The organism is Rhodococcus sp. 05-2254-5, assembly GCF_002258575.1.
GTDB classification, from domain to species: Bacteria; Actinomycetota; Actinomycetes; order Mycobacteriales; family Mycobacteriaceae; genus Rhodococcoides; species Rhodococcoides fascians.
Genome location: NZ_NOZG01000018.1, coordinates 1 through 24,789 on the forward strand (window position 1 = coordinate 1; position 24,789 = coordinate 24,789).

24 protein-coding genes are annotated in these 24,789 nt (G+C 65.4%); 6 read left to right on the forward strand and 18 right to left on the reverse strand.

Annotated elements, in window-relative coordinates; genetic code table 11:
* The coding region (locus CH278_RS27455) for a hypothetical protein (RefSeq protein ID WP_094621914.1) at positions 1–845 on the forward strand (845 nt) is incomplete at its 5' end.
* A gap of 81 nt (positions 846–926) precedes the next feature.
* Here CH278_RS27455 and aspS read toward each other — a convergent pair.
* Positions 927–2,714 (reverse strand): aspartate--tRNA ligase, encoded by a 1,788-nt coding sequence (gene aspS, locus CH278_RS11035; RefSeq protein WP_027496961.1) that lies wholly within the window; start codon positions 2,712–2,714, stop codon positions 927–929.
* A gap of 169 nt (positions 2,715–2,883) precedes the next feature.
* Here aspS and ypfJ point away from each other — a divergent pair, with 169 nt between their 5' ends.
* Complete coding sequence (gene ypfJ, locus CH278_RS11040; RefSeq protein ID WP_032365115.1) at positions 2,884–3,801, forward strand: KPN_02809 family neutral zinc metallopeptidase; 918 nt, start codon at positions 2,884–2,886, stop codon at positions 3,799–3,801.
* An 11-nt stretch (positions 3,802–3,812) separates the two neighbouring features.
* Here the strand turns inward: ypfJ and CH278_RS11045 are convergent, their stop codons facing one another.
* Entirely contained in the window at positions 3,813–4,841 is a 1,029-nt protein-coding gene (locus CH278_RS11045; RefSeq protein WP_027496959.1) for an Rv2578c family radical SAM protein, read from the reverse strand.
* A 128-nt stretch (positions 4,842–4,969) separates the two neighbouring features.
* Here CH278_RS11045 and CH278_RS11050 point away from each other — a divergent pair, with 128 nt between their 5' ends.
* Positions 4,970–5,440 (forward strand): DUF3237 domain-containing protein, encoded by a 471-nt coding sequence (locus tag CH278_RS11050; RefSeq protein WP_032370476.1) that lies wholly within the window; start codon positions 4,970–4,972, stop codon positions 5,438–5,440.
* Positions 5,441–5,451: 11 nt separating this feature from the next.
* On the opposite strand, the gene CH278_RS11055 is transcribed toward CH278_RS11050, so the two are convergent.
* The 3 genes from CH278_RS11055 to CH278_RS11065 are packed head-to-tail and all read right to left on the reverse strand — an operon-like array spanning position 5,452 to position 8,046.
* Complete coding sequence (locus CH278_RS11055; protein WP_027496957.1) at positions 5,452–6,090, reverse strand: hypothetical protein; 639 nt, start codon at positions 6,088–6,090, stop codon at positions 5,452–5,454.
* Positions 6,080–7,351: a histidine--tRNA ligase gene (hisS, locus tag CH278_RS11060; RefSeq protein ID WP_027496956.1), complete on the reverse strand. Its 1,272-nt coding sequence runs from the start codon at positions 7,349–7,351 to the stop codon at positions 6,080–6,082. The genes CH278_RS11055 and hisS overlap by 11 nt, the downstream gene beginning before the upstream one ends.
* Before the next feature lie 2 nt (positions 7,352–7,353).
* Positions 7,354–8,046 carry an MBL fold metallo-hydrolase gene (locus CH278_RS11065; protein WP_027496955.1) on the reverse strand — a complete coding sequence of 231 codons (693 nt, stop codon included), beginning with the start codon at positions 8,044–8,046 and terminating at the stop codon, positions 7,354–7,356.
* A 191-nt stretch (positions 8,047–8,237) separates the two neighbouring features.
* Here CH278_RS11065 and CH278_RS11070 point away from each other — a divergent pair, with 191 nt between their 5' ends.
* Both CH278_RS11070 and CH278_RS11075 read left to right on the forward strand, forming a co-directional pair.
* Complete coding sequence (locus CH278_RS11070; protein WP_027496954.1) at positions 8,238–9,101, forward strand: peptidylprolyl isomerase; 864 nt, start codon at positions 8,238–8,240, stop codon at positions 9,099–9,101.
* Positions 9,098–9,895, forward strand: coding sequence for a peptidylprolyl isomerase (locus tag CH278_RS11075; RefSeq protein ID WP_051365143.1), 798 nt, complete (start codon positions 9,098–9,100; stop codon positions 9,893–9,895). Before CH278_RS11070 ends, CH278_RS11075 begins: the two co-directional genes overlap by 4 nt.
* Before the next feature lie 72 nt (positions 9,896–9,967).
* Here the strand turns inward: CH278_RS11075 and CH278_RS11080 are convergent, their stop codons facing one another.
* The 12 genes from CH278_RS11080 to CH278_RS11135 form a co-directional block, all read right to left on the reverse strand.
* Positions 9,968–12,298 (reverse strand): RelA/SpoT family protein, encoded by a 2,331-nt coding sequence (locus tag CH278_RS11080; RefSeq protein ID WP_179274574.1) that lies wholly within the window; start codon positions 12,296–12,298, stop codon positions 9,968–9,970.
* A 224-nt stretch (positions 12,299–12,522) separates the two neighbouring features.
* A complete protein-coding gene (locus CH278_RS11085) occupies positions 12,523–13,080 on the reverse strand; it encodes an adenine phosphoribosyltransferase (protein ID WP_094621915.1) in 558 nt (185 codons plus the stop codon).
* Positions 13,077–14,780, reverse strand: a complete 1,704-nt coding sequence (locus tag CH278_RS11090; RefSeq protein ID WP_094621916.1) for an ABC transporter substrate-binding protein — start codon at positions 14,778–14,780, stop codon at positions 13,077–13,079. Before CH278_RS11090 ends, CH278_RS11085 begins: the two co-directional genes overlap by 4 nt.
* Positions 14,781–14,800: 20 nt before the next feature.
* A complete protein-coding gene (secF, locus tag CH278_RS11095) occupies positions 14,801–15,982 on the reverse strand; it encodes a protein translocase subunit SecF (RefSeq protein WP_027496949.1) in 1,182 nt (393 codons plus the stop codon).
* Position 15,983: 1 nt separating this feature from the next.
* The gene (secD, locus tag CH278_RS11100; protein WP_094621917.1) at positions 15,984–17,738 is read right to left on the reverse strand and encodes a protein translocase subunit SecD; all 1,755 of its coding nucleotides are present in this window, start codon (positions 17,736–17,738) and stop codon (positions 15,984–15,986) included.
* 160 nt (positions 17,739–17,898) lie between these two features.
* Positions 17,899–18,324 (reverse strand): preprotein translocase subunit YajC, encoded by a 426-nt coding sequence (gene yajC / locus CH278_RS11105; RefSeq protein ID WP_027496947.1) that lies wholly within the window; start codon positions 18,322–18,324, stop codon positions 17,899–17,901.
* A 138-nt stretch (positions 18,325–18,462) separates the two neighbouring features.
* The gene (gene ruvB, locus CH278_RS11110) at positions 18,463–19,491 is read right to left on the reverse strand and encodes a Holliday junction branch migration DNA helicase RuvB (protein ID WP_045841916.1); all 1,029 of its coding nucleotides are present in this window, start codon (positions 19,489–19,491) and stop codon (positions 18,463–18,465) included.
* A 54-nt stretch (positions 19,492–19,545) separates the two neighbouring features.
* Positions 19,546–20,151: a Holliday junction branch migration protein RuvA gene (ruvA, locus tag CH278_RS11115; RefSeq protein ID WP_027496945.1), complete on the reverse strand. Its 606-nt coding sequence runs from the start codon at positions 20,149–20,151 to the stop codon at positions 19,546–19,548.
* Positions 20,148–20,765 carry a crossover junction endodeoxyribonuclease RuvC gene (ruvC, locus tag CH278_RS11120; protein ID WP_032370470.1) on the reverse strand — a complete coding sequence of 206 codons (618 nt, stop codon included), beginning with the start codon at positions 20,763–20,765 and terminating at the stop codon, positions 20,148–20,150. The genes ruvA and ruvC overlap by 4 nt, the downstream gene beginning before the upstream one ends.
* 106 nt (positions 20,766–20,871) lie before the next feature.
* Positions 20,872–21,630: a YebC/PmpR family DNA-binding transcriptional regulator gene (locus CH278_RS11125; protein WP_027496944.1), complete on the reverse strand. Its 759-nt coding sequence runs from the start codon at positions 21,628–21,630 to the stop codon at positions 20,872–20,874.
* A gap of 88 nt (positions 21,631–21,718) precedes the next feature.
* Positions 21,719–22,321: a pyridoxal 5'-phosphate synthase glutaminase subunit PdxT gene (gene pdxT / locus CH278_RS11130; protein WP_027496943.1), complete on the reverse strand. Its 603-nt coding sequence runs from the start codon at positions 22,319–22,321 to the stop codon at positions 21,719–21,721.
* The gene (locus tag CH278_RS11135; RefSeq protein WP_027496942.1) at positions 22,318–23,169 is read right to left on the reverse strand and encodes an acyl-CoA thioesterase; all 852 of its coding nucleotides are present in this window, start codon (positions 23,167–23,169) and stop codon (positions 22,318–22,320) included. Before CH278_RS11135 ends, pdxT begins: the two co-directional genes overlap by 4 nt.
* A gap of 40 nt (positions 23,170–23,209) precedes the next feature.
* On the opposite strand from CH278_RS11135, the gene CH278_RS11140 reads away from it, so the two are divergent.
* Positions 23,210–23,863 carry a hypothetical protein gene (locus tag CH278_RS11140; RefSeq protein ID WP_230591905.1) on the forward strand — a complete coding sequence of 218 codons (654 nt, stop codon included), beginning with the start codon at positions 23,210–23,212 and terminating at the stop codon, positions 23,861–23,863.
* Between the two features lie 22 nt (positions 23,864–23,885).
* Here CH278_RS11140 and pdxS read toward each other — a convergent pair whose 3' ends face one another.
* Entirely contained in the window at positions 23,886–24,761 is an 876-nt protein-coding gene (pdxS, locus tag CH278_RS11145; protein WP_094652899.1) for a pyridoxal 5'-phosphate synthase lyase subunit PdxS, read from the reverse strand.
* Between the last annotated feature and the right edge of the window lie 28 nt (positions 24,762–24,789).

The window sequence follows — 24,789 nt, forward strand, 5'->3', positions numbered from 1 at the left end:
CTCCCCCTCCCGGAAACTACCCACCGCCGCCCGGAAACTACCCACCTCAGGGTGCGCCCGGTGGCTATCCACCCCCGCTCGGCAATTACCCACCGCCGCCCGGGAACTACGGGAACTACGGAAATCAGAACTACGGACAGACACCTCTCGGACCCAACCCCGGTCGACTCGACGTCGGTGCCGCACTGAGCTACGGCTTCGAAAAGTTCAAGGCCAACACCGGACCGTGGCTCGGTATCACGGCCATCGTGTGGGCGGTCAGCGTCGCCGTGTTCATCGTCACGTTCGCATCGACCCTGACGGCCGCGGTCGCTGCCGCCGACCGAGGTGAAAGTACTGCCGTCGCGGCGACGTCGGGCGTATTCCTGGTGGTGACCACGATCGCGACATTCGTGTCCTACTTCGTGAATGCGGCATACGTACGGGGAGCGTTGGACGAAACGGGTGGGCCACAGAAGCCGGCGTTCGGCAGGTTCTTCCAACTCACGAACGTTCCGCAGATTGCGGTACTGGCTGTGATCTGGACGGTGGCCAGCGTCGTGCTGAGCTTCGTTCCGTTCCTGGGCACCGTCCTGCTGATCGTGATCGGTTTCCTCGCGAACTTCGCACTGACTTTCCTGATCGATCGAAACCAGTCGGCGATCGAGTCGATCAAGTCGAGTATCGACCTGACGGTCAAGAACTTCGGCCCGGTCCTGCTGCTGTTGCTGGCCCTCGCCGCCATCAACTTCGTCGGCATTCTGCTGTGCGGCCTCGGCCTGCTCGTCACCCTTCCGGTCTCGGTGATCGCCACCAACTACGCCTACCGCGTGCTCACCGGCGGGCCCCTGACTCCCGCGCGCTGATCTCGCACAACGACAGACGCGAATGTCCCCGTAACGCACTGCGTTACGGGGACATTCGTTCTTGCGGACCTCGGGTGGAGGCTAGGCCTCTGTCGGCGCTTCTTCCTTCTTCTCCGGCGTGAAGTCGACGCCCGATTCCTTGCGCTGCTGCGCGGTGATCGGTGCGGGCGCGTCGGTCAACGGGTCGATGCCGCCACCGGACTTGGGGAATGCGATGACCTCACGGATGGAATCGACTCCGGCAAGCAGCGCGGTGATGCGATCCCAACCGAACGCGATTCCGCCGTGCGGCGGCGCGCCGTAGCTGAAGGCATCGAGAAGGAAGCCGAACTTCTCCTGGGCCTCTTCCTTGCCGATCCCCATGATCGCGAACACTCGTTCCTGAATGTCCTTGCGGTGGATACGAATACTGCCGCCGCCGATCTCGTTTCCGTTGCAGACGATGTCGTAGGCGTAGGCCAGAGCAGATCCCGGATCGGTGTCGAATGTGTCCATCGACTCCGGCTTCGGCGACGTGAACGCATGGTGCACGGCCGTCCACGCCCCGGACCCGACGGCGACGTCGCCACTGGCGGTGGCGTCGGACGTGGGCTCGAACAGCGGCGCGTCGACGACCCACACGAACGCCCACGCCTTGGGGTCGATCAGGTCGAGCTTGCGTGCGATCTCGCCGCGGACAGCGCCCAGCAGTCCGCGGGAGGCCTTGACCGGACCGGCGGAGAAGAAGATCGCGTCGCCGTTCTTCGCGCCGACGTGCGCAGCGAGGCCGTCCCGTTCGGCGTCGGTCAGGTTCTTCGCGACCGGGCCGCCGAGGGTGCCGTCCTCACCGACCAGGACGTAGGCCAGGCCCTTGTGGCCACGCTGCTTGGCGAATTCCTGCCAACGGTCGAGTTGCTTGCGCGGCTGCGACGCACCGCCGGGCATGACGACCGCACCGACGTACGGAGCCTGAAAGACGCGGAACGTGGTGTCGGAGAAGAAGTCCGTGCACTCGACCAGTTCGATGTCGAATCGAAGATCGGGCTTGTCGGAGCCGTACCGGCGCATGGCCTCGGCATAGGTGATCCGCGGGATGGGTGCCGTGAAGTGGTGCCCGACGAGCTTCCACAGCGACGCCAGAATTTCCTCGGCCAACAGGATGACGTCGTCCTGGGTGACGAAGCTCATCTCGACGTCGAGCTGGGTGAACTCGGGCTGACGATCGGCACGGAAGTCTTCGTCTCGATAGCAGCGAGCGATCTGGTAGTACCGCTCGATACCGCCGACCATCAGCAGCTGCTTGAACAGCTGTGGGCTCTGCGGCAGTGCGTAGAAGCTACCCGGCTGCAGACGAGCGGGAACGAGGAAATCCCGTGCGCCTTCGGGGGTGGACCGCGTCAGCGTCGGGGTCTCGACCTCGACGAACTCGTGGTGCGCCAGAACCGATCGGGCGGCGGCGTTGACGTGCGAACGCAGTCGAATGGCATGGCCGGGGCCCTCACGGCGCAAGTCGAGGTAGCGGTATTTGAGGCGTGCTTCCTCACCGGGCTGATCGTCGAGCTGGAACGGCAACGGTGCGGCCTCGGACAGGACCTCGATCTCGGATGCCTCGACCTCGATGGCGCCGGTGGGGATCTCGTAGTTCGCGTTGCCCTCCGGACGACCCTCGACCTTGCCGGTCACCTTCACCACGTACTCGGCGCGCAGTCGGTGGGCCTGCTCGAGTGCTGCTCCCTCGCGGAAGACGACCTGAGACACACCGGAGGCGTCACGCAGATCGATGAAGATGACGCCACCGTGGTCGCGTCGACGGGCCACCCATCCCGTCAACGTCACAGTTCGGTCGACGTGCTCGGGGCGTAATGAGCCGGCGAGATGGGTGCGCAGCACGGGTGTCCTTTCGAGAAAAATCCGCTGATCGTGTTCTTCGCTCACCGATCCTACGGAGCACATCACCATAGAAGGAAACGAGATGCCGTCCCGGCATGCGAAGCTAAGGCCGACAGTGGCGGCATCGGTTCGCACCGCAGATGCGGGCTCGGCGGAGGGGAACTCCAACATGACGTTCAGAGAAGGCTCGCAAACGACACCGGGCCGAGTCTCCGTCGGCGGTGGCGGCGGAGGCGGCGGACGCGGCAAGTTGGCGATCGGCGGTGGTGCCGGTGGACTGGTCATCATCGTCCTCGCGCTGCTTTTCGGCGGCGACCCGGGAGCAATCCTGAACCAGATCAGCGGTGGCGACAGCTCTGCGGGTCAGAACGGCTCCGGGACGTCGGGAACTCTCGACTGTGACGTCGCAGACGCGAACAGCAACGTCGATTGCCGTATCGACTTCACCGTAGGAAGTCTGGACACCGTCTGGGAATCTCAGCTCCAAGCCCAGACCGGCGTCGCCTACGTTCAGCCCGGCGTGAATCTGTTCTCGGGAGCAACGAACACCGGCTGCGGTAACGCCACCAGTGCCGTCGGGCCGTTCTACTGCCCGGCCGATTCCACGGCGTATTTCGATACGAGCTTCTTTCAGGTCCTCGTCGATCAATTCGGCTCCAGCGGTGGGCCACTGGCACAGGAGTACGTCGTCGCGCACGAGATCGGCCACCACATCCAGAACCAGCTGGGCGACATCGGGCGCGCACAGCAAGACCCTCAGGGTCCCGAGTCCGGTGGCGTGCGGGTGGAATTGCAAGCCGATTGCTACGCCGGAATCTGGGCGCACTACGCGGCCGAGACCGTCGACCCGAAGAGCGGCGTCCCATTTCTGGAACCGCTGACCTCCGCCCAGATCGACGACGCACTGTCGGCCGCATCCTCGGTGGGCGACGACCGGATTCAGCAGGCGTCCACCGGCCGGGTCAACCCCGAAGGCTGGACGCACGGCTCCTCCGCCCAACGCCAGGCGTGGTTCTCCACCGGTTACGAGACCGGACAAGTGGCGGCCTGCGACACGTTCTCGGCTCGCGACCTCGACAATCCCTGAACCAGTACTACTCAGAACAGCGTGAGTGCCGGCCCCGAGGCCACCAACCCGCGGGGTTCGGCAGGCTCGTTCGCGGGCAACGCGCGGGTCTGGTCGGCGGCGAAACCGTAGGTGTCGAGCAGCGGATCGATTCTCGCCTTCAGCCACTGCTTGTACTCCGGAGTGACGTACGCCCCGTGTCCGTAGAGCTGGCGGTATCTGCGTACCAACGCCGGGTGCTCCTTCACCAGCCAGCTCATGTACCAGTCCTTGGTGCTCGATCGAAGATGCATCGGCAGCGCCGTGACGGTCGTCGCCCCGGCCTCGGCCAGCGCAGCGATCAGCCCGTCGAGTTGTCTGGCTCCGTCGGTGAGAAACGGAATGACCGGCGCCACCAGCACACCGCAGTCGAGTCCCGCATCCCGCACGGCGCGGATGAGGTCCAATCGTGCTCGCGGACTTGGTGTTCCGGGTTCGAGCTGCTTCTGCAGATCCGCATCGTGGATCGCCAAACTGATGCTCACGTGTACGTCGACCTTCTGTGCAGCCAGGGTCAGCAGCGGCAGATCCCGTCGCAACAGCGTCCCCTTGGTCAGGATCGAGAACGGCGTACCCGACTCGGTCAACGCGCGAATGATGCCGGGCATCAACCGATATCGCCCCTCGGCGCGTTGATAGGGATCGGTGTTGGTCCCCAGCGCGACCGGCTCCCGCTTCCAGGATCGACGTGCGAGCTCTTTGCGGAGGACTGCCGCAACGTTCGTCTTGACGACGATCTGCGAGTCGAAATCGTTGCCGGAATCGAGGTCCAGGTATTCGTGTGTCGGCCTCGCGAAGCAGTACCGGCACGCATGCGAGCATCCACGCATCGGATTGACGGTCCACGAGAACGGCACCTGCGATTCGCCCGGAACCTCGTTCAGGGCACTCTTGCACAGCACCTCGTGGAAGGTGATGCCCTCGAACTCCGGGGTCTGCACGCTGCGGACGAGCCCGGACCGTTCCAGCCCCGGTAGCGCGCCCTCGTCTGCGGCATCGAGAGTCTGACCGGCCCATCGCATGCACACAGTCGAACATTTGTTCTATGCCGTGTCAAGGTCGGCATCGCTCCCCCGCATCCCCCGGTCGGGTCCGGCAGCCGACAAGCGATAGCGTAGGGCCCGAAGTCGATCCTAGGAGTGCACCGCACGTGACCGCCCCGAACACACCGACCCTGGAACCCATTCTGCGCCTGGGCCTCACACTGGGACCGGCCATCGAGATCGGATCGGTGCCCGAAGGCGACCGAGTCGTCACCACCGTCCTCGGCGGGGCCGCACCCGGCCCCGACATCGAGGGCACTCTTGCTGCTCGATCGACCGTCGTCAGCGTCACCCGGCCCGACGGGTGCACCGAGTTCAGCAGCGATCTCGTCCTCGAATTGGCAACCGGCGGTTACCTTTCGCTCGACTATCGTGGAGTCCAGTTCGGACCGGCCGAGGTCATCGACGCTCTGAACGATCCCGACCGAGAGGTCGACCCGGCGACCTACTACTTCCGCGGCACGTTGCGAGTGTCGACCGCTGTTCCGAAGTTCACGTACCTGAACCGGGCCCTTGTCGTCACCTCCGGCTCACGATCGGCCGAGGCCGTGGTGCTCGACGCCTTCCTGGTGACCTGACAGCCGTCCGCTCATCCGAGCAGCTGCGCGACCTCACGGTCGGTCAACGTCGCATGCGGAGTGCGACCCTTGCTGCGAACCAGTTCGATCGCTCGGTAGAGGGGCCGTTCGTCCAGCCCGGCGTCGCGCGCCTCGGCCCGCAGCTGGTCCACGAGCACCGACGCGATGGCCGCCGCGGGAACGAGTTCGGTGGTCCACAGCGAATCGGCGAGCGTGCGCAACGCAAGAATCGGCAGTTCGCGGCCGCCGCCCCTGGTGTAGAGCGCCAACGGCAGAACGATACGAGTACGACCGTCGTAGAGCCGCAGCGAGATCTGGTCGATTCCGGCCGTGCGGATGGTCATTTCCGCCGTCACCACCTCCGGCATGTTCAGCCGTCGGGTACGCAGTCCCCGAGCGCACAGCCGTGGCCCGTCGAGCCACACCCGGCGGCGCAATCCCAGCCAACCCGACAGCGCCGCCGGACCACCGACGATCACTCCGACGAGGACTGCCACCCACACGGGGACGACGAGCGCCAGAACGACGCCCAGCACGACTCCGACCAGTAGCGAACCGACCACGATCTTGCGCAACCGCGGCGCGAGGAACTCCGCCGAGACCAGATCGAGGGCTACCGGACCCGCCGAGGGCCGAGGGTCATCGGCCAAGGTGCACTCCGAGGACGTCGACCACGTCGGCCAACGCGACCGTCTCCTGCTCGCCGTTCGAAAGGTCTTTCATCACGATGGATTCGGCCGACAGCTCTTGATCGCCCAGCACGAGCGCGTATCGGGCTCCCGAACGATCGGCCGCTTTCATCGCTCCCTTCATGCCGCGATTTCCGTACGCCATGTCCACGGCAATTCCGCGTTCACGCAACTGCGCCGAGATGTCGACGATCGCAAGTTTGGCCGCGGCACCCATCGGGATGCCGAACACCTGACACCGCGACGTCGTGCCTGCGGTCTTGCCCTCGGCGGCCAACGCGAGGACGGTGCGGTCGACACCGAGCCCGAATCCGATACCGGACAGCGCCTGCCCGCCCAACTGCTCCATCAGGCCGTCGTAGCGGCCGCCGCCGCCGATGCCCGATTGGGCCCCGAGGCCGTCGTGCACGAACTCGAACGTCGTCTTCGTGTAGTAGTCGAGTCCACGAACCATGCGCGGGTTGACCAGGTAAGGAACATTCATCACATCGAGGTAGGCCAGCACCTCGTCGAAGTGCTGCTTCGCAGAATCGGAGAGATGGTCGAGCATCAACGGCGCGTCGGCAGTCATCTCGCGAACCTCCGGCCGCTTGTCGTCGAGAACCCGCAGCGGGTTGATCTCGGCGCGTCGACGCGTGTCCTCGTCCAACGGAAGCGCAAAGAGGAACTGCTGCAGCAACTCTCGATACTGCGGGCGGCAGGTGTCGTCACCGAGCGAGGTGATCTCGAGCCTGAAGCCGGTGAGACCGAGGGCGCGGAACCCCGCGTCGGCCACGGCGATGACCTCGGCGTCCAGCGCCGGGTCGTCGACGCCGATCGCCTCGACACCGACCTGCTGCAGTTGGCGGTAGCGGCCGGCCTGCGGGCGCTCGTACCGGAAGAACGGTCCGGCGTAGGCCAACTTGACCGGCAGCGCCCCGCGGTCCAAGCCGTGCTCGATCACAGCGCGCATGACCCCGGCGGTTCCCTCGGGACGCAATGTCACCGATCGGTCGCCGCGATCGGAGAAGGTGTACATCTCCTTGCTGACCACGTCGGTCGATTCGCCGACTCCCCGGGCGAACAACCCGGTGTCCTCGAAAATCGGGAGTTCGATATGGCCGTACCCGGCGGCGCGGGCGGCACCGAGGAGGCCCTCCCGGACAGCGACGAATTCGGCCGAATTCGGGGGGAAGTAATCGGGAATGCCCTTGGGCGCGGAAAAGGTGGTCGGCTTGCTCACGGTCACAGCTTTCCTTGCTCGGGGTCGCCGAGTCCAACGAGGAACGGATTGGACCCGCGCTCCTGACCGATGGAACTCTGTCCGCCGTGTCCGGGGAGCACGACGGTCTCGTCGCGCAGCGGCAGCAACCGCGACGCGATGGACCGTAGAAGTTGATCGTGGTCGCCGCCGGGCAGATCCGTCCGGCCGATCGACCCGGCGAACAAGGTGTCGCCGGTCAGCGCCAACGGAACCGTCCCGTCGGGACCGTTGGCCTCGGTGAGGAACACCACCGAGCCCTGCGTGTGCCCTGGAGTGTGCACGACCGTGAAGTCGATTCCCGCGAGGCTCAGACGTTGCTCGTGCGCCAACTCGATCACCTCGTCCGGCTCGTGGAACTCGAGGTCGCCGAGCACGGCAGCGAGCGTCGGACCGGTCCCTTTGATCGGGTCCGCCAACATGTATCGATCCTCGGGCGCGATGTATGCGGGGATTCCGTACTTCGAGCAAATCGGCTCCACGGACCACGTGTGGTCCAGATGACCGTGGGTCAGCAGCACCGCCGTCGGGGTCAGCGAGGATCGCGTCAGGAAGTCGACCAACGGATCGGCGGCATCCTGGCCGGGATCGACCACGACGCACTCGGAGGCGTCGTCCTGAGCGAGGATGTAGCAGTTCGTCTGAAACATTCCTGCGGGGAATCCGGTGACGAGCAAGACAATCGCTCCTAAGAGGCAGAGGCCGAAGTACCGAGCCAGCTTAGTGGGGAGGTTCTCGTCGGGTCCCCCCAGCATGCTCTCAGGCAATGATGGCAAACTCGCGTTGGCCGATTGTCGGCCGGCTACCACACGACCCACCCGCTCAGCGAGCAGGCGTGGTCGAACCAGGACAAGCGGGAGGACACGAATTGCCCAGCAACGAGCAACGGCGCGAGGCTGCCAAGCGAAAGCTCGAACGCCAACTCGTACGACGCGCAGAGCGAGCACGACGTCGGAAGCAGTTGACGATCGCCGGCTCCATCCTCGGTGTGGTTGCGGTCGTGGCCGTTGTCTCGGTCGTCTTCGTGGTGACCCGCGGTGACGACGACGCGAGCACGGCGCAGGACTCGACCACGTCTGCACCGGCCGATTCGATCATCGCTGCGGGCCGTACGGAACCGCTGCCCGAGACGGTGAACTGTTCGTACCCTGCCGCCGCACAGCCGGCCGCCAAGCCCAACACCCCTCCCCGCACCGAGAACATCCCCACCAGCGACGAACCCTTGAGCTACAGCATGGCCACCACCGCCGGCAACATCGGCCTGACACTGAACAACCCCGAATCCCCGTGCACGGTGAACAGTTTCGTGTCCCTGGCCAATCAGGGCTACTTCGACGGCACCACCTGCCACCGCCTGACGACGGGTGCCGGCCTGCAGGTGCTGCAGTGCGGCGACCCCACCGGCTCCGGTAGTGGCGGGCCGGGCTACCAGTTCGCCGACGAGTTCCCCACCGACACGTACGCCGAGGGCGATCCTGCCGCGCAGACTCCTGTCCTGTACCCCCGCGGAACCCTGGCGATGGCCAACGCCGGCCCGGGAACCAACGGCAGCCAGTTCTTCCTCGTCTACGGCGATTCGCAACTCCCACCCGCCTACACCGCCTTCGGCACGATCGACGAGACCGGTCTCGCCACCTTGGATGCCATCGCGGCCAAGGGTGCGCAGGGCGGTGCCTCCGACGGCGCACCGGCCGAGCCGGTGGACATCACCTCGATGCAGAGCGACCTGTGACACGCGTACCCGGTCTGGTGATCGCAGCCTCCGCTGCGGTACTTCTTCTCGCCGGCTGCTCCGGATCGACGGAGACCGCTGCCGCGCCCGCTCCGGCCGGTTCGACGACCGCTGCCTCGACGTCGGCCGCGACGACCACCCCGCGGCCGCCGCTGAATCTGTCGCGGTTCGGTGCGCTGCCGCCCGTTCCGCAGCCGACCACCGATACGGTCTCGTGTGCGTACCCGGCGGAGTCTCCGGCCGCCAAGGAGGTTGCTCCGCCTCCGACCGAGAACATCGACGTCTTCGGAACGGTCGACGTGACGCTGTCGACGACCCAGGGCGACATCGGAATGACGCTCGACCGTACCGAGGCCCCGTGCGCCGTCAACAGTGTGGTCAGCCTGGCTCAGCAGGGCTACTTCGACGGCGCACCGTGTCATCGGTTGACCACATCCCCCGGCCTCGAAGTGTTGCAATGCGGCGACCCGTCGGGATCGGGTCGTGGCGGCCCCGGCTACAGCTTCGCCAACGAATACCCCACAACGGCGTTCGCCGACGATCCCGCGCAGGCCCAGAACCCGGTCGTCTACCCCCGTGGCACCCTGGCCATGGCCAACGCAGGCCCTGACACCAACGGCAGCCAGTTCTTCCTGGTGTACGCCGACTCTGTGCTGCCGCCGCAGTACACGGTGTTCGGCACCATCTCCGAAGCCGGCCTGCAGACCCTCGACGCCATTGCGGCCGGTGGAGTCAGCGGCGGTGCAGAGGACGGAGCACCGGCGAATCCGGTGGTCATCACCTCGGCAACCTGAGGTACCGCACGACGACGACAGGGTGAGCAGAAATGTCTGCTCACCCTGTCGTCGTATCGGGTCGGAATTCGGTCAGGCCGCCGAGGTGAGCCGGTACACGTCGTACACGCCCTCCACGTTGCGCACGACGTTGAGCACGTGCCCCAGATGCTTGGGGTCACCCATCTCGAACGTGAACTTGCTGATCGCCACCCGATCGCCCGACGTCGCGACGGATGCCGAGAGGATGTTGACCTTCTCGTCGGCCAGAGCCTTCGTGACGTCCGAGAGCAACCGATGCCGGTCCAGGGCCTCGATCTGAATGGCCACGAGGAACACCGAGGAGGCCGACGGTGCCCATTGCACCTCGATGAAGCGCTCGGACTGCTCCTCGAGCGACCGCGCATTGGTGCAGTCGGTGCGGTGGACACTGACCGACCCGCCGCGGGTGACGAACCCCAGTATCTCGTCCCCGGGTACAGGGGTGCAGCACTTGGCGAGTTTTGCCACGACACCCTCGGCACCGGTGACCAGTACCCCGGCGTCTCCGACCTGACGCGGTCTCGTCGGAATGGTCGACGGCGTAGAGCGCTCCGCGAGTTCTTCCTCGACGTCACCGACACCACCGAGATGAGCGACCAGCCTCTGCACGACGTGGCGAGCAGAAACGTGGTTCTCACCGACCGCGGTGTACAACGCTGACACGTCCACGTACCGCAGTTCGTGGGAGATGGCCGACATGGACTCGGCATTCATCAAGCGCTGCAACGGAAGTCCGCCGCGACGGACCTCTTTCGCGATGGCGTCCTTACCGGCTTCGAGGGCCTCTTCGCGACGTTCCTTGGCGAACCACTGCCGGATCTTGGTCTTCGCACGCGGTGACGCGACGAAGCCCTGCCAATCTCGACTCGGCCCGGCCGTGACGGCCTTGGACGTGAAGACCTCGACCACCTCGCCGTTGTCGAGGGTTCGTTCGAGTGCCACCAGGCGACCGTTGACCCGGGCTCCGATACAGCGGTGACCCACTTCGGTGTGCACCGCATAGGCGAAGTCGACCGGACACGATCCGGCGGGAAGCGTGACTACATCGCCCTTCGGGGTGAAGACGAAGATTTCCTTGACCGCCAGGTCGTAGCGCAGCGATTCGAGGAACTCGCCCGGGTCGGCCGCTTCACGCTGCCAGTCGAGCAACTGGCGCATCCACGCCATGTCGTCGACCTCGGCGTTGTCCTGCGAGTGCTTGCCCTTGGTCTCCTTGTATCGCCAGTGAGCAGCGATACCGAACTCCGCGGTGCGGTGCATGTCCCTGGTGCGAATCTGCACTTCGAGTGGCTTGCCCTCGGGCCCGATCACCGTGGTGTGCAGCGACTGGTAGACGCCGTACCGTGGCTGCGCGATGTAGTCCTTGAAGCGGCCCGCCATCGGCTGCCACAGCGAGTGCACGACGCCGACCGCGGCATAGCAGTCGCGAATCTCGTCGCACAGAATCCGCACTCCGACGAGGTCGTGAATGTCGTCGAAGTCGCGGCCCTTGACGATCATCTTCTGGTAGATCGACCAGTAGTGCTTGGGACGTCCCTCGACGACGGCGCTGATCCTCGAAGCCGCCAGTGTGGCGTTGATCTCGGCCCGTACCTTCTCGAGGTACGTGTCGCGGGACGGTGCCCGATCGGCGACCAGCCGAACGATCTCGTCGTACTTCTTGGGATGGAGAATGGCGAAGGCCAGGTCTTCGAGCTCCCATTTGATGGTGGCCATACCCAGCCGATGAGCAAGCGGCGCAATGACTTCCAGTGTTTCCTTGGCCTTGCGGGCCTGCTTCTCCGGGGGCAGGAATCGCATCGTGCGCATGTTGTGCAGTCGATCGGCGACCTTGATGACCAACACCCGCGGGTCCCGCGCCATCGCGATGATCATCTTGCGGATGGTCTCGCCCTCGGCGGCCGTCCCCAGTACGACCTTGTCAAGCTTGGTGACCCCGTCGACCAGATGGGACACCTCGTCACCGAACTCCTCGGTCAACTTGGCCAACGAGTAGCCGGTGTCCTCCACCGTGTCGTGCAGCAGCGCCGCAACCAGTGTGGTGGTGTCCATGCCCAGTTCGGCGAGGATGTTCGCCACGGCAAGTGGATGGGTGATGTACGGGTCGCCGGACTTGCGCATCTGTGTGGAATGCAGCTCGTCCGCGACGTCGTAGGCCCGCTGCAGCAGCGTCAAATCGGCCTTGGGATACAGCTCGCGATGCAGACTGACCAGAGGTTCGAGGACGGGCTTGACCGCCGCGCTGCGTCCGGCCGTGATGCGACGAGCGAGCCGCGCCCGAACTCGACGGGAGGCCGAGGTGGGCACGGGTGCCGAATTGCGTGCACCCGACGGCGCCTGGTCGTCGGCCTGCGCCGAATCACTCGACGCCGGCTCGCGCACGCCCGGTCTGTCCACCACCGGATCGTTGACCACTGCGGTATCGACGACCGCGCTCGTATCGCCGGACCCGACCGAATCCGCACCGGTTCCCGGCCGATCGGCGACTGCGGGCCGCTCTGGCAAGGGCTGATCGATGTAACGGGTCACTCTCATCACCTCCTGCCACACATTCGCGCCGACGCCAGGACAGATCCGGTCGACGCTGTATCAGTCGACTTTAGTCCTCAGACTCGAACCAGGCAGGCGAGCGGGTAGTCACTGCACTTGCCGCGGCCGTCGAGCGCCTCGATTTCCAGCACCACGGTCGCCCCGACCACCACCGCGCCCTGCTCGGCCAACAACCGAGCTGTCGCATCGACGGTACCGCCGGTGGCGAGGACATCGTCGACCACGAGCACCCGTCGACCGGCCAGCTCGATGGAGGTCGGAATCTGCAGTTCTGCGGTTCCGTACTCGAGATCGTAGGTTCGCGAGTGCACGGGCGGCGGCAGTTTGCCCGCCTTGCGTACAGCGAGCACCCCGCAACCGAGCTCGAGTCCCACGCCCGCTCCCAGCAGAAACCCTCGGGCATCGATGCCGGCCACCAGATCGACGTTCTCGAAACCCTCCGCCAGTGCCGTGACGACACTGCGCAACGCGGGCCCCTCCGCGAACACCGGGGTCAGGTCGCCGAACCGCACCCCGTCCACGGGAAAATCGTCCACCCACCGCGTCAGCCGATGCACGGCCGATACGGCATCACCGCGCACCCCGCCGTCCTGAGTCACTGTCGCATCGCTCATTTCAGAAGTACCCACCGATCCATGTTCCAGCCGGCACCGGCCGCCGTGGGGTTGGCCACGACGTCCTGCATACCGTCGCTGACGACGGTGGTGCGCGGCTCGCTGTACAGCGGAAGCGAAGGCATGTCGTTCCACAGAATGTTCTCGCCCTCGGTCGCCAACGCCAGCACGCGCTCGGGATCGTCGGTCACCGCCAGCTGGTCGACGATCGAGTCGATCCGCCCGTTGCTGTACCCGCCCACGTTGAGGCCGACACCGGTTCGCAACGAGTACCGTGCGACGACGGACGACGCCGAGCCGGTCGGCCCTGGCAGTGAGCCCGCGCCGCCGAGAACGGCGTCCACTGCTCCGGCACGCAGCGCGGACGGCGTGAACTCCGGCGAGCTCGCGTCCTCGACGGTGATCCCCGCCGCCGCACAATCGGTCGCCATTCGGCTGACCAGCTGGGCGCGGCGGGCGTCCGGTGCGAGGTATCCGACGCGTACGGTCAGCGCACTGTTACCCGACGCGGCCAGTTCCTTGCCCGCGCGGTCCAGGTCCGACCGCTGGTACCGGTCGCCGACCGTCGCGGCAACCGAGGGGTACACCAGAGTGTCCGGCTGCATCAGCCGAGAATCGACGACGCCGGAGCCGGGCCCGGCCGGCGGTGCCTCGAGGCCAGGGTGCCCGAGTGTGTCGAACAGGTCTGTTCGCGGGATGCATGCGGCCACGGCCCGGCGAGCGCTCGCCTCCGCCAGCGCGCCCTGGGTCGCGAACGTCAGCTGCTCGACGCCTCGCGACGGTTCCGTGACGGTCTCGAACCCCTCTGTCGAACCCAGATCGATCGCGCCCGCACCCTGGTCGATCACGTCCAGAGATCCATCGGCAATCTTCGCCGGGACGTCGGTGCCCTTGGGCCAGATCACGACTCTCTGCGTCTCGGGCGGAATGCCCCACCAGGCGTCGTTCGCGACCAGAACCAACCCGTCCTCGGCGGTGTACGAGTCGACGCGGTACGGACCGGCCGACGGCAACAGAGACGTGTCGACAGAACCGGGCGTCAACGTCCACCCGGTGTTCCAGAAATCGGCGATTCGAGAGACGACACCGTCATCGCCGGCCACGATGGGATCGACGACGTTCGGTACCCCGGCCGCGCGCGCAGCCACGTGTGCGGGCAACAGATCGGTGGCACCGAACAGAGCTCGCCAGTTCTGGTAGCTCCGGCCCGGAGCGAAGACGACGGTGGCGTCCTTGGACCCGGGGACGCAGTCGATGCTCGCGATGTCGGAGTATCCCGCCGTCGACGCCGCGTCGAACAGGGGACGGTCGGTGGCGAACCGGCCGCTGTTGGCGGCCCACGCCAGCACCAGGTCATCGCACGCCATCGGTGCGCCGTCGGAGTATTTCGCCGCAGGCGCGATCGTGTACTGCAGCGTCAGAACGTCCCCTGGCACCACGGCGACAGTACCGATGTCGTTGTCCGACAGCGCATCACCGTCCGGTCCCAGATAGCTGAACCCGACCTGGACTCGTGTGAACGCCTGACGCGCTCCCGACGCGGCCCCGTCGACGGTCCTGGCGTTGTAGTTGTTCACCACGTTGTCGAACGAGTACCCGATGGAAGGCACCTTGTCCTCCGAGGCCGAACATGCGGTGAGCGACGCTGCGGCCAGACCCGCTGCCAGCAGTGCCGCGCTCCACCTACGTTCCACGTGCACTCTCCATCTCTACGATCTCGCTATCGGCGCTTCTTGTTCCGCTTCCCAGTGGGGCGATTGCCGGGCTGCGGTGCCGACGCCTTGCTGACATCCACGCCGACGGCCACCGGTTCGGGTGCGAGACCGGCGGCGCGCGCCGCCGCGTCGGCACGCTTGGAGTGGACCTTGCGAGTGTGGACCGCGACCGGGCCCCACTTCTCCTTCAGGGTCACCAACAGCGGCGTGGCGAAGAAGATGGACGAGTAGGCACCGACGATCATGCCGACGAGCTGCACGAGAGCGAGATCCTTGAGCGTTCCCACGCCCAGCAGCCAGACCGCGACGATCATCAACGCGATAACCGGCAGAACGCCGATCACGGTCGTGTTGATCGATCGCATCAGAGTCTGATTCACGGCAAGGTTGGCCTGCTCCGCGTACGTCTTGCGGTGCAGGTTCAAGATGCCTCGGGTGTTCTCCTCCACCTTGTCGAACACCACGACGGAGTCGTACAGCGAGAATCCCAGAATGGTCAGCAGACCGATCACCGTGGCCGGGGTCACCTCGAAGCCGACGAGTGAATAGACGCCCGCGGTGACGACGAGGTCGAAGCCCAATGCGGCCAGGGCCGCCAGCGCCATGTCCCGTTCGTATCGGATGGCGATGTAGATGCTGACGATCACCAGGAACACCGCGAGGGCTATCAGAGCCTTCTGGGTGATCTGACTCCCCCATGTCTCACTCACGTCGGAGACGCTGATGGCATTGGGCGTTGCGGTGCCCGAGTTGTCCTGCGGCTGGAAGGACTGGAACAGCGCCTGTCGAAGAGTGTCGACTTCGGCTGGATCGAGCGCCTCGGAACGGATCTGCACCGTGGCCGCGGCACCCGAGCCGACCGTCTGGACCGACACCGGGGGCATACCCAGCGAGTCGTTGTAGACGGTTTCGACCTGCTCGGTGGAGATGTTGTCCGCGGCGGGCAATGCGATGCGGGTGCCGCCCTCGAAGTCGATACCGAGCGTGAACCCACGCACGAGGAAGCTGAGCAGGCAGATCAGCACGATGACGCCGGTCAGCACGTAGTAGAACCTGCGGCGTCCGACGATCTCGAATGCACCGGTGCCGGTGTAGAGACGAGATAACCAACTGTGCCTGGGCTGCGTGGACTGGTCGACGCTCGAATCGTCGAGAGGCGATGGGGTCGAGGTGGCCGTATCGGACATGTCATGCCTCCTTCGACGGCGACGCGGCGCCGGTCTTGACGGCGACTGCCTTGTTGGCGGCGCGCTTTCGTTCGAGCGCGATCTGCTGGACCGCGCCGAGACCGTTGACGGACGGCTTGGACCAGAATTTCGACTTCGACGCCAGATTCACCAGCGGCCACGTCACCAGCACCACGACGATGACGTCGAGGATGGTCGTCAGTCCCAGGGTGAACGCGAAGCCGCGCACCTGACCCACTGCCAGTACGTACAGAACGGCAGCGGCGATGAAGCTGACCGCGTTCCCGGACAGGATGGTCTTGCGTGCGCGGGCCCAACCGCGGGGCACTGCTGATCGGAAGCTGCGGCCCTCGCGAATCTCGTCCTTGATGCGTTCGAAGAACACCACGAAAGAGTCCGCGGTCATACCGATACCGATGATCAGGCCGGCGATGCCGGCGAGGTCGAGGGTGAAGCTGATCCACCTACCGAGCAGGATCAGAATGCCGTAGACGACGAGCCCGGCCAGCGCCAACGACAGAGCCGTGAGCAGGCCGAGGGCTCGGTAGTACAGCAGGCAGTAGACCAGCACGAGTGCCAAGCCGATGGCACCGGCGATCAGGCCTGCTTCGAGTGACGCCAATCCCAATGTGGCCGAGACCGTTTCGGCCTCGGAGGACACGAACGACAGTGGCAGCGAACCGTACTTGAGCGTGTTGGCCAGTTCGGAAGCGCTCTGCGCGTTGAAGTTGCCGGTGATCGACGTGGCACTACCGGCGGGAGTGGCACCCTGAATGACCGGCGCGCTGATCACCTTCGAGTCCAGTACGAATGCGGCCTGCTTCTGCAGGTTCGCAGCCGTGAACTGTGCCCAGGTGTTCGACCCCTCGGAATCGAACGTCAGGCTCACCTGGAACTGAGCCTGCTGGTTGTCGAATCCCGACGTCGCGTCGGCGATCTGCTGACCGTCGATGATCGTCGGACCGAGAAGGTAGACAGCTGTTCCGTCGGTGGAGCAGGCCACGAGCGGGAGTGCAGGATCGTCGTTGCCGGCAAGCGGGTCCGCGGCGTTGCAATCGAGCGACTGCATGGCGAGCTGCTGTATCTGCTGATCCTCGCTCTGACGAAGCGCCTTCGCGTCGGCGATCTCCTGGGCTGCGCGATCGGCGTCGGACAGCGACGCGTTTTCGGCGGGATCACTCGAGGTCGGGGCGTCCGAGGCCGGAGCACCGGTTGTCGGAGCGGGGGTCGGGTCTACCGTCGTCGGATCCTGCGCCGGAAACACCCGACTCTGCGGAGCAGCTGGAGCAGCAGGATCGACGGCTGTCGCCGGATCTGCCGGCGCAGCCGGGTCCGTCGGGGTCTGCGGAGAACCCGGCGTCGCCTGGCCTGCGGATGGTGCAACCGACCCCACCACCGGACGAATGAACAGTCGAGCGGTCTGCCCCAGAGTTCTCGCCTGAGAGCTGTCGTCACCGGGCACCGTGATGACGAGATTGTCGCCGTCGATGACCACCTCGGAACCGGACACGCCGAGACCGTTGACGCGGGTCTCGATGATCTGCTGCGCCTGCTTGAGGCTGTCCTGCGACGGCGCATTCCCGTCGGGCGTGCGTGCAGTCAGCGTCACTCGCGTGCCGCCCTGCAGGTCGATTCCCAACTTCGGCGAGGGGTCTTTGTCTCCGGTGAAGAAGACCAGGGCATACACCGCCGCCATCAGCACCGCGAAGACGGCGAGATAGCGGGCGGGATGCACCGATCCGCTGGAAGGTGCCACGGTGTGTGATTCTCCTCTGGGCGGTGGAAAAGTGTCTGTTCCTGTTGGCTCGTGCCTCGTTGTGTCAGCGGCGGGCGGTGCGATTGTGCACCACGACGCTCACCGCAGACGAAACCGCTGCCGGATTGTGTCTCCGACAGCGGTTCGGATCTTCGTTACGTCACTCTTTTTCGAGGCGCTTCGTCGTCTGCTCGACGGTTTCGTCGGCGGGGTTCCCGACGTCCTTGTGCAGCGACGGAGCTGCCGGCTCGGTGGGGCCGACCGCGGCGGTGCCGGCGCCGGGCACCGAATCGAAGGTGTTCTCGTCCGACTCGCCGTCGTCGAACTCGGTGTCGTCGGGCAGAACCTCACGCACGACGGCGCGTGACCACGTCGTGATGACGCCGTCGGCGATCTCGAGGTCGATCGTGTCGTCCTCGACCAGGACCACTCGTGCATACAGGCCTGCGGTGGTGACGACCTCGTCGCCGACCTTCAGCGAGTCCTGCATTTCCGTGGTCTTGGCCAGCACCTTCTTCTGTCGGCGCGCGTTGAGAAACAGCGGTACCAGAAGGGCCACGATCAGCAGCGGAAACAGCAAATCCATCGGAAGGTCAGTCCTCGAAGTTCGGTTCGATAATCGTCATTGTCTCGTGCGAGAACATCGCTGGTGCGGGCCTCGCAGCTACCCAGTGTGCCATCACCTGTGGCCCGCTCGGTCCGTTCGTCTCGTGTTGCGGCCGTTTCACTCGAATAATCCCTGCTGGACCTCGGCCGATCGCACCGAAATTCCCCCGACTGCGAGGTCCGGCGGTGGGGTGAGACCGAGGTGGTGCCAGGCGGCGGCGGTGGCGACGCGACCGCGCGGCGTGCGGGCGATCATCCCGGCCCGTACCAGGAACGGCTCACACACTTCCTCGACCGTCGAGGGCTCCTCGCCGACGGCGACAGCGAGAGTGGACACTCCCACCGGTCCCCCGCCGAAACTTCGGATCAGCGCGCTGAGGACGGCACGGTCGAGGCGATCCAGTCCGAGCTTGTCCACGTCGTAGACCACGAGCGCGGCCTTGGCGGTGTCCTGGGTGACGGTGCCGTCCCCGCGCACGTCCGCGTAGTCGCGAACTCGGCGCAGCAGTCGGTTCGCGATTCGGGGTGTGCCACGCGAGCGTCCTGCGATCTCGGCGCAGCCGTCACGGTCGATGGGGACACCCAGAATCCCGGCGGATCGCATCAGAATTCGTTCGAGTTCACTCGGCTCGTAGAAATCCATGTGCGCCACGAACCCGAAGCGGTCGCGCAGCGGTCCGGTGAGCGCGCCGGACCGGGTGGTCGCACCGACGAGAGTGAACGGGGCGACCTCCAAGGGAATGGATGTCGCTCCCGGCCCCTTGCCCACGATCACGTCGACACGGAAGTCCTCCATGGCCAGATACAACATTTCCTCGGCCGGCCGGGCGATCCGATGAATCTCGTCGATGAACAGCACGTCCCCTTCGACGAGGTTGCTGAGCATCGCGGCCAGATCGCCCGCACGCTCGAGGGCGGGCCCGGAGGTCAACCGCAGTGACGTGCCGAGTTCCGCGGCGATGATCATCGCCATGCTGGTCTTTCCCAGGCCGGGCGGACCCGACATCAGGATGTGATCGGGGGTGCCGCCGCGCATCTTCGCCCCCGAGAGCACCAGCTGCAGTTGCTCACGCACCCGAGGCTGACCGATGAAATCGGTGAGGTTCTTCGGACGCAGACTGGTCTCGATGTCGAGGTCGTCGGACATGGCCTCCGCACCGACCTGGGATTCCCCGAACTCGTCGTCCTCGGTCACGCCGACCTACCTGGACTTACCGAGGTACGCCAACGCGGCCCGCAGTGCGGTGGACGTCGTGGCCTCGGGCTGCTGTGCGAGTACCGCGTCGGTGGCCTCCTCGGCCTGCTTCGCCGGAAATCCGAGACCGATCAGGGCTTCGACGATCTGATCGCGCATCGAGTTGCCGGCCCCGGAACCGGGCACCGCGGAACTGCCGGCGCGGCCGACAACGGCGTCGACCTTGTCTCGCAGCTCGACCACCATCCTCTCGGCCCCGCGCTTGCCGATACCGGGAACTCTGGTGAGGGCCCCGATGTCGCTGTCCGCCAAAGCTGTTCGCAGGGAGTCGGGTTCGTGTACCGCAAGTGTGGCCATCGCAATTCGTGGCCCGACTCCGGAAACCGTGAGCAGCAGCTCGAACAGCTCACGTGATTCCTTGTCGGGAAACCCGTACAGCGTTTGCGAGTCCTCGCGAACGATCATGGTGGTGAGCAGAGTGGACTCGCTCCCCCGATGCAGCGTCGCCAACGTCGCCGGTGTGGCATTGACGCGATATCCGACACCGGCCGCCTCGAGTACTGCGTGATCGAGAGCGATGTCGATCACCGACCCGCGAATGGATGCGATCACCGTGCGCCCGCCTCCTTCTTGGCCAGTTTCTCGATTTTGCGCGCCACGGCGGCGCGAGCTTTGCGTTCCTCGGCCAGACGCGCGTCGTACTTGCGCTTCTGTTCGGCGGCCATCGCCTCGGCTTTGGCCATCCGGGCGATCATCGGGGCGCGCCAGCAGTGACAGATACCCAGAGCCAACGCATCTGCGGCATCAGCGGGAGTCGGCGCGGTCTGCAGCCCGAGAATGCGCATGACCATGGCGGTGACCTGCGCCTTGTCGGCCGAACCGTTGCCGGTGACGGCTGCCTTCACCTCACTGGGAGTGTGGAAGCAGACGTCGATACCGCGCCGGGCCGCAGCCAGTGCGATGACGCCGCCTGCCTGCGCGGTGCCCATGGCCGTCCGTACGTTGTGCTGAGCGAACACTCGCTCGATCGCCACGACCGACGGCTTGTGTGTATCGAGCCAGTATTCCGCTGCTTCGGATATCCGCAGCAGACGCTGCGCGAGATCCATGTCGGCGGGAGTCCGGACCACATCCACGTCGAGAGCGACGACTGTGCGACCGACGCCTCCCTCGATCAAACTGAGCCCACACCTGGTGAGACCGGGGTCGACACCCATCACCCGCACGCCACCACACCTTCCGCTTACGAACTGTTGTTCGATAGCGTAGCGGAGCGCACCGACGGATCAGGGCTACGACACCCGGTCGATCACCGTGAGCAAAAGGACCGGGTCAGTCCTCGTCGTCCAGTTCGGCCATGACCTCGTCCGACAGGTCGACGTTGGACCAGACGTTCTGCACGTCGTCGCTGTCTTCGAGGGCGTCGATCAGCTTGAAGACCTTGCGCGCTCCGTCCGCGTCCACCGGGACGTTGACCGAAGCCTGGAAGCTCGCCTCCGCGGAGTCGTAGTCGATGCCCGCGTCCTGCAGTGCGGTACGCACTGCGATCAAATCGGTCGGCTCACTGACGATCTCGAACGTGTCGCCGTTGTCGTTCACTTCCTCGGCACCGGCCTCGAGAACCGCCATCAACACGTCGTCCTCGCTCTGTCCGTTCTTCTCGAGCGTCACGACGCCTTTGCGTGAGAAGAGGTAGGACACCGAACCCGGATCGGCCATGTTTCCGCCGTTTCGAGTCATTGCTACTCGAACCTCGCCTGCTGCACGATTGCGGTTGTCGGTGAGGCACTCGATGAGGATGGCGACACCGTTGGGGCCGTAACCCTCGTACATGATGGTCTGCCAGTCGGCTCCGCCCGCTTCTTCGCCGGCTCCGCGCTTGCGCGCACGTTCGATGTTGTCGTTGGGAACCGACGTCTTCTTCGCCTTCTGGATGGCGTCGTAGAGCGTCGGGTTGCCCGTGGGGTCACCACCACCCGTGCGGGCCGCCACCTCGATGTTCTTGATGAGCTTGGCAAACGACTTGCCGCGTCGGGCGTCGATCACCGCCTTCTTGTGCTTGGTGGTGGCCCATTTTGAGTGGCCGCTCATGCGATAGAGCCCCTTCCTGCTCGAATTCGGTGTTGTCGACTTTACTCGCCCGTGTCATCGCTCCGCCCCAACCGGCGATTACGGGTTTCTACGCGCTGCGCACCATGTCCACGAAGAGTCGGTGCACTCGATCGTCTCCGGTGACCTCGGGATGGAAGCTGGTGGCCAGCACTCGGTTCTGCCGCACGGCAACCACGCGGCCCGCAGCTGGCCCGTTCGGGACGGTGGCGAGTACTTCGACGTCCGCACCGACACGCTCGACCCAAGGCGCACGAATGAACACTGCGCGCATCGGTCCGCCCTCGATCTCGGCGAATTCGAGATCGGTCTCGAACGAGTCGACCTGTCGGCCGAAAGCGTTGCGGCGCACGGTGATATCGAGACCGTCGAGGTGTTCCGCGTCGGGCCTGGTGTCGAGAATGTCCGACGCCAACAGGATCATCCCCGCGCACGATCCGTACGCGGGCATACCCTCGGCCAGACGAGCGCGCAGCGGCCCGAGCAGATCGAATACACCGAGCAGAGTGCTCATCGTCGTGGATTCGCCGCCGGGAATGATCAACCCGTCGATTCGGGCGAGTTCGTCCGGCCTCCGCACGGTGATTCCGTGCGCACCGCTCGACTCCAGTGCGGCCAAGTGCTCGCGAACATCGCCCTGCAGTGCGAGTACGCCGATCGTCGGCGGCGTCACTTCAATCCGAAGGGATCGACGTGTGGCTTCGAGGTGTCCCGCTCGAAGCGCATCAGTCCCTCTTGGACGACGGCGGCGACCATACGACCGGAGATGTCGAAGATTCGCCCCTGTGCCAGTGCTCGTCCGAAATCAGCGGACGGCGACGTCTGGTCGTAGAGCAGCCATTCGTCCGCTCGGAACGGCCTGAGGAACCACAGCGCATGATCGAGGGAGGCCGTCTGCGTGACGGCGTCCGGGTGCGGCACCTTGGCCGATCCGATGAGCGTCATGTCGCTCATGTAGGCGAGCGCGCAGACATGGAACACCTGATCGTCGGGCAGCGTGTCGCGGTACCTGAACCAGACCCGTTGCTGCGCAGCGAAACTGGGATGCTTGACGGTCTGATCGTCGGGAATGAGACGGATGTCCCATTCGGACCACTCCTTGTAGTAGGAGGTGTCGTACTCCGCCAGAGTGGTCGGGTCGGGCAACGATTCCGGTCCGACCACCTCGGGCATGAGGTCCTGATGGGAGATCCCGTCGTCGTCGCCGTGGAACGAGGCGGACATCGTGAAGATGGCCTTGCCGTGCTGAATTCCGGTCACTCGACGGGTGCAGAACGACCGGCCGTCCCGAATACGATCGACCATGAACACGGCCGGCTCGTTCGGGTTACCCGGCCGGAGAAAGTAGCCGTGCAGCGAATGCACGCGGAACTCGGGTGCCACGGTGCGCACGGCCGCGACGAGCGCCTGGCCGGCAACCTGGCCGCCGAACGTCCGCGGCAGCCGGCTCGGGAACGTGCGTCCCCGATAGATGTCGTTCTCGATTCGTTCCAATTCGAGAATGTCCTCGATGCTGGCCATGGCTGTGTCCACCTTTCTGTGACAACGGCTCAGGCTAACAATGAGTGGACCAGGCAAGATGGTCGGTGTGGGTCAACCGATACCGATATTTCCCGATCTTCTGACCAGGTCGATCGTCGATGCGTGCCCCGCCGGGTCGCGAACGATCGTTGTCGTCGACGGTGCCGACGCCGCGAAGCCGGTCGAGTTCGCCACTCGCACAGCCGAACACGCCCGCGCACAGGGCAGGCCTGCCGACGTCGTCGACCTGCACGATTACGTCCGGCCGGCGTCCATTCGATTCGAGTATTCGCGAACGGACGAATTGAGCTACCGCACTGTGTGGTTCGACTACGATGCCGTGATCCGCGAGGTCATCGCGCCGCTGCGTTCCGGTGGCCGAGGTCACTATCTGCCGCGTCTGTGGGATGAGGCAACCGATCGATCCGCCCGCGCTCGTACCGTCGAGGCCGCGCCGAATCACATAGTCCTGATTGCCGGCCCGATGCTGCTGGGCCGAGGACTGGACGTCGATCTTCGAGTGCAGTTGCGGTTGTCCGAGGGTGCGCTGCGTCGGAGAACCGACACGGCCGACCAATGGACCTGCACGGCACTGCTCGAGTACTACGACGCGATCGACGACTACGCCGAGCGGCCGGACTTCGCGGTCCGGTGGGACCATCCGGACCGCCCGGCACTGGAGCGCAGTCAGTAGCTACGCAACCGGAAGAGGACGGTCACCAACCGCGCTCGGCGAGCCGGTGCGCGACGGGCAGGTCGTCGACGTTGATGCCGACCATCGCCTCGCCGAGTCCACGGGAGACCTTGGCGAGGACATCCGGGTCGTCGAAGAAGGTAGTGGCCTTGACGATTGCCTCGGCACGTTCTTTCGGGTTGCCGGACTTGAAGATTCCCGATCCGACGAACACTCCCTCGGCACCGAGTTGCATCATCATCGCCGCGTCGGCCGGGGTGGCGATGCCGCCGGCGGTGAACAACGTGACGGGCAGCTTTCCGGCACGGGCGATCTCGACGACGAGATCGTACGGAGCCTGCAGTTCCTTCGCCGCGACGTACAGCTCGTCTTCGGGAAGTGATGTGAGACGGCGAATCTCGTCGCGAATCTTGCGCATGTGGGTCGTCGCGTTCGAGACGTCGCCGGTGCCGGCCTCGCCCTTGGAGCGAATCATGGCTGCGCCCTCGGTGATTCGACGCAGTGCTTCACCCAGGTTGGTGGCACCACACACGAACGGAACGGTGAAATTCCACTTGTCGATGTGATTGGCGTAGTCGGCCGGGGTGAGGACCTCGGACTCGTCGATGTAGTCGACACCCAGGCTCTGCAGGATCTGCGCCTCGACGAAGTGCCCGATGCGGGCCTTGGCCATCACCGGAATGCTGACCGAGGAGATGATGCTGTCGATCATGTCCGGATCGCTCATCCGCGACACCCCGCCCTGCGCGCGGATGTCGGCGGGAACGCGCTCGAGCGCCATGACGGCAACGGCACCGGCATCCTCGGCGATCTTCGCCTGGTCTGCGGTGACCACGTCCATGATGACGCCGCCCTTGAGCATCTCGGCCATACCGCGCTTGACGCGAGCGGTGCCGATTCCGTTCTCGTTGGACCCGCCGTCAGCG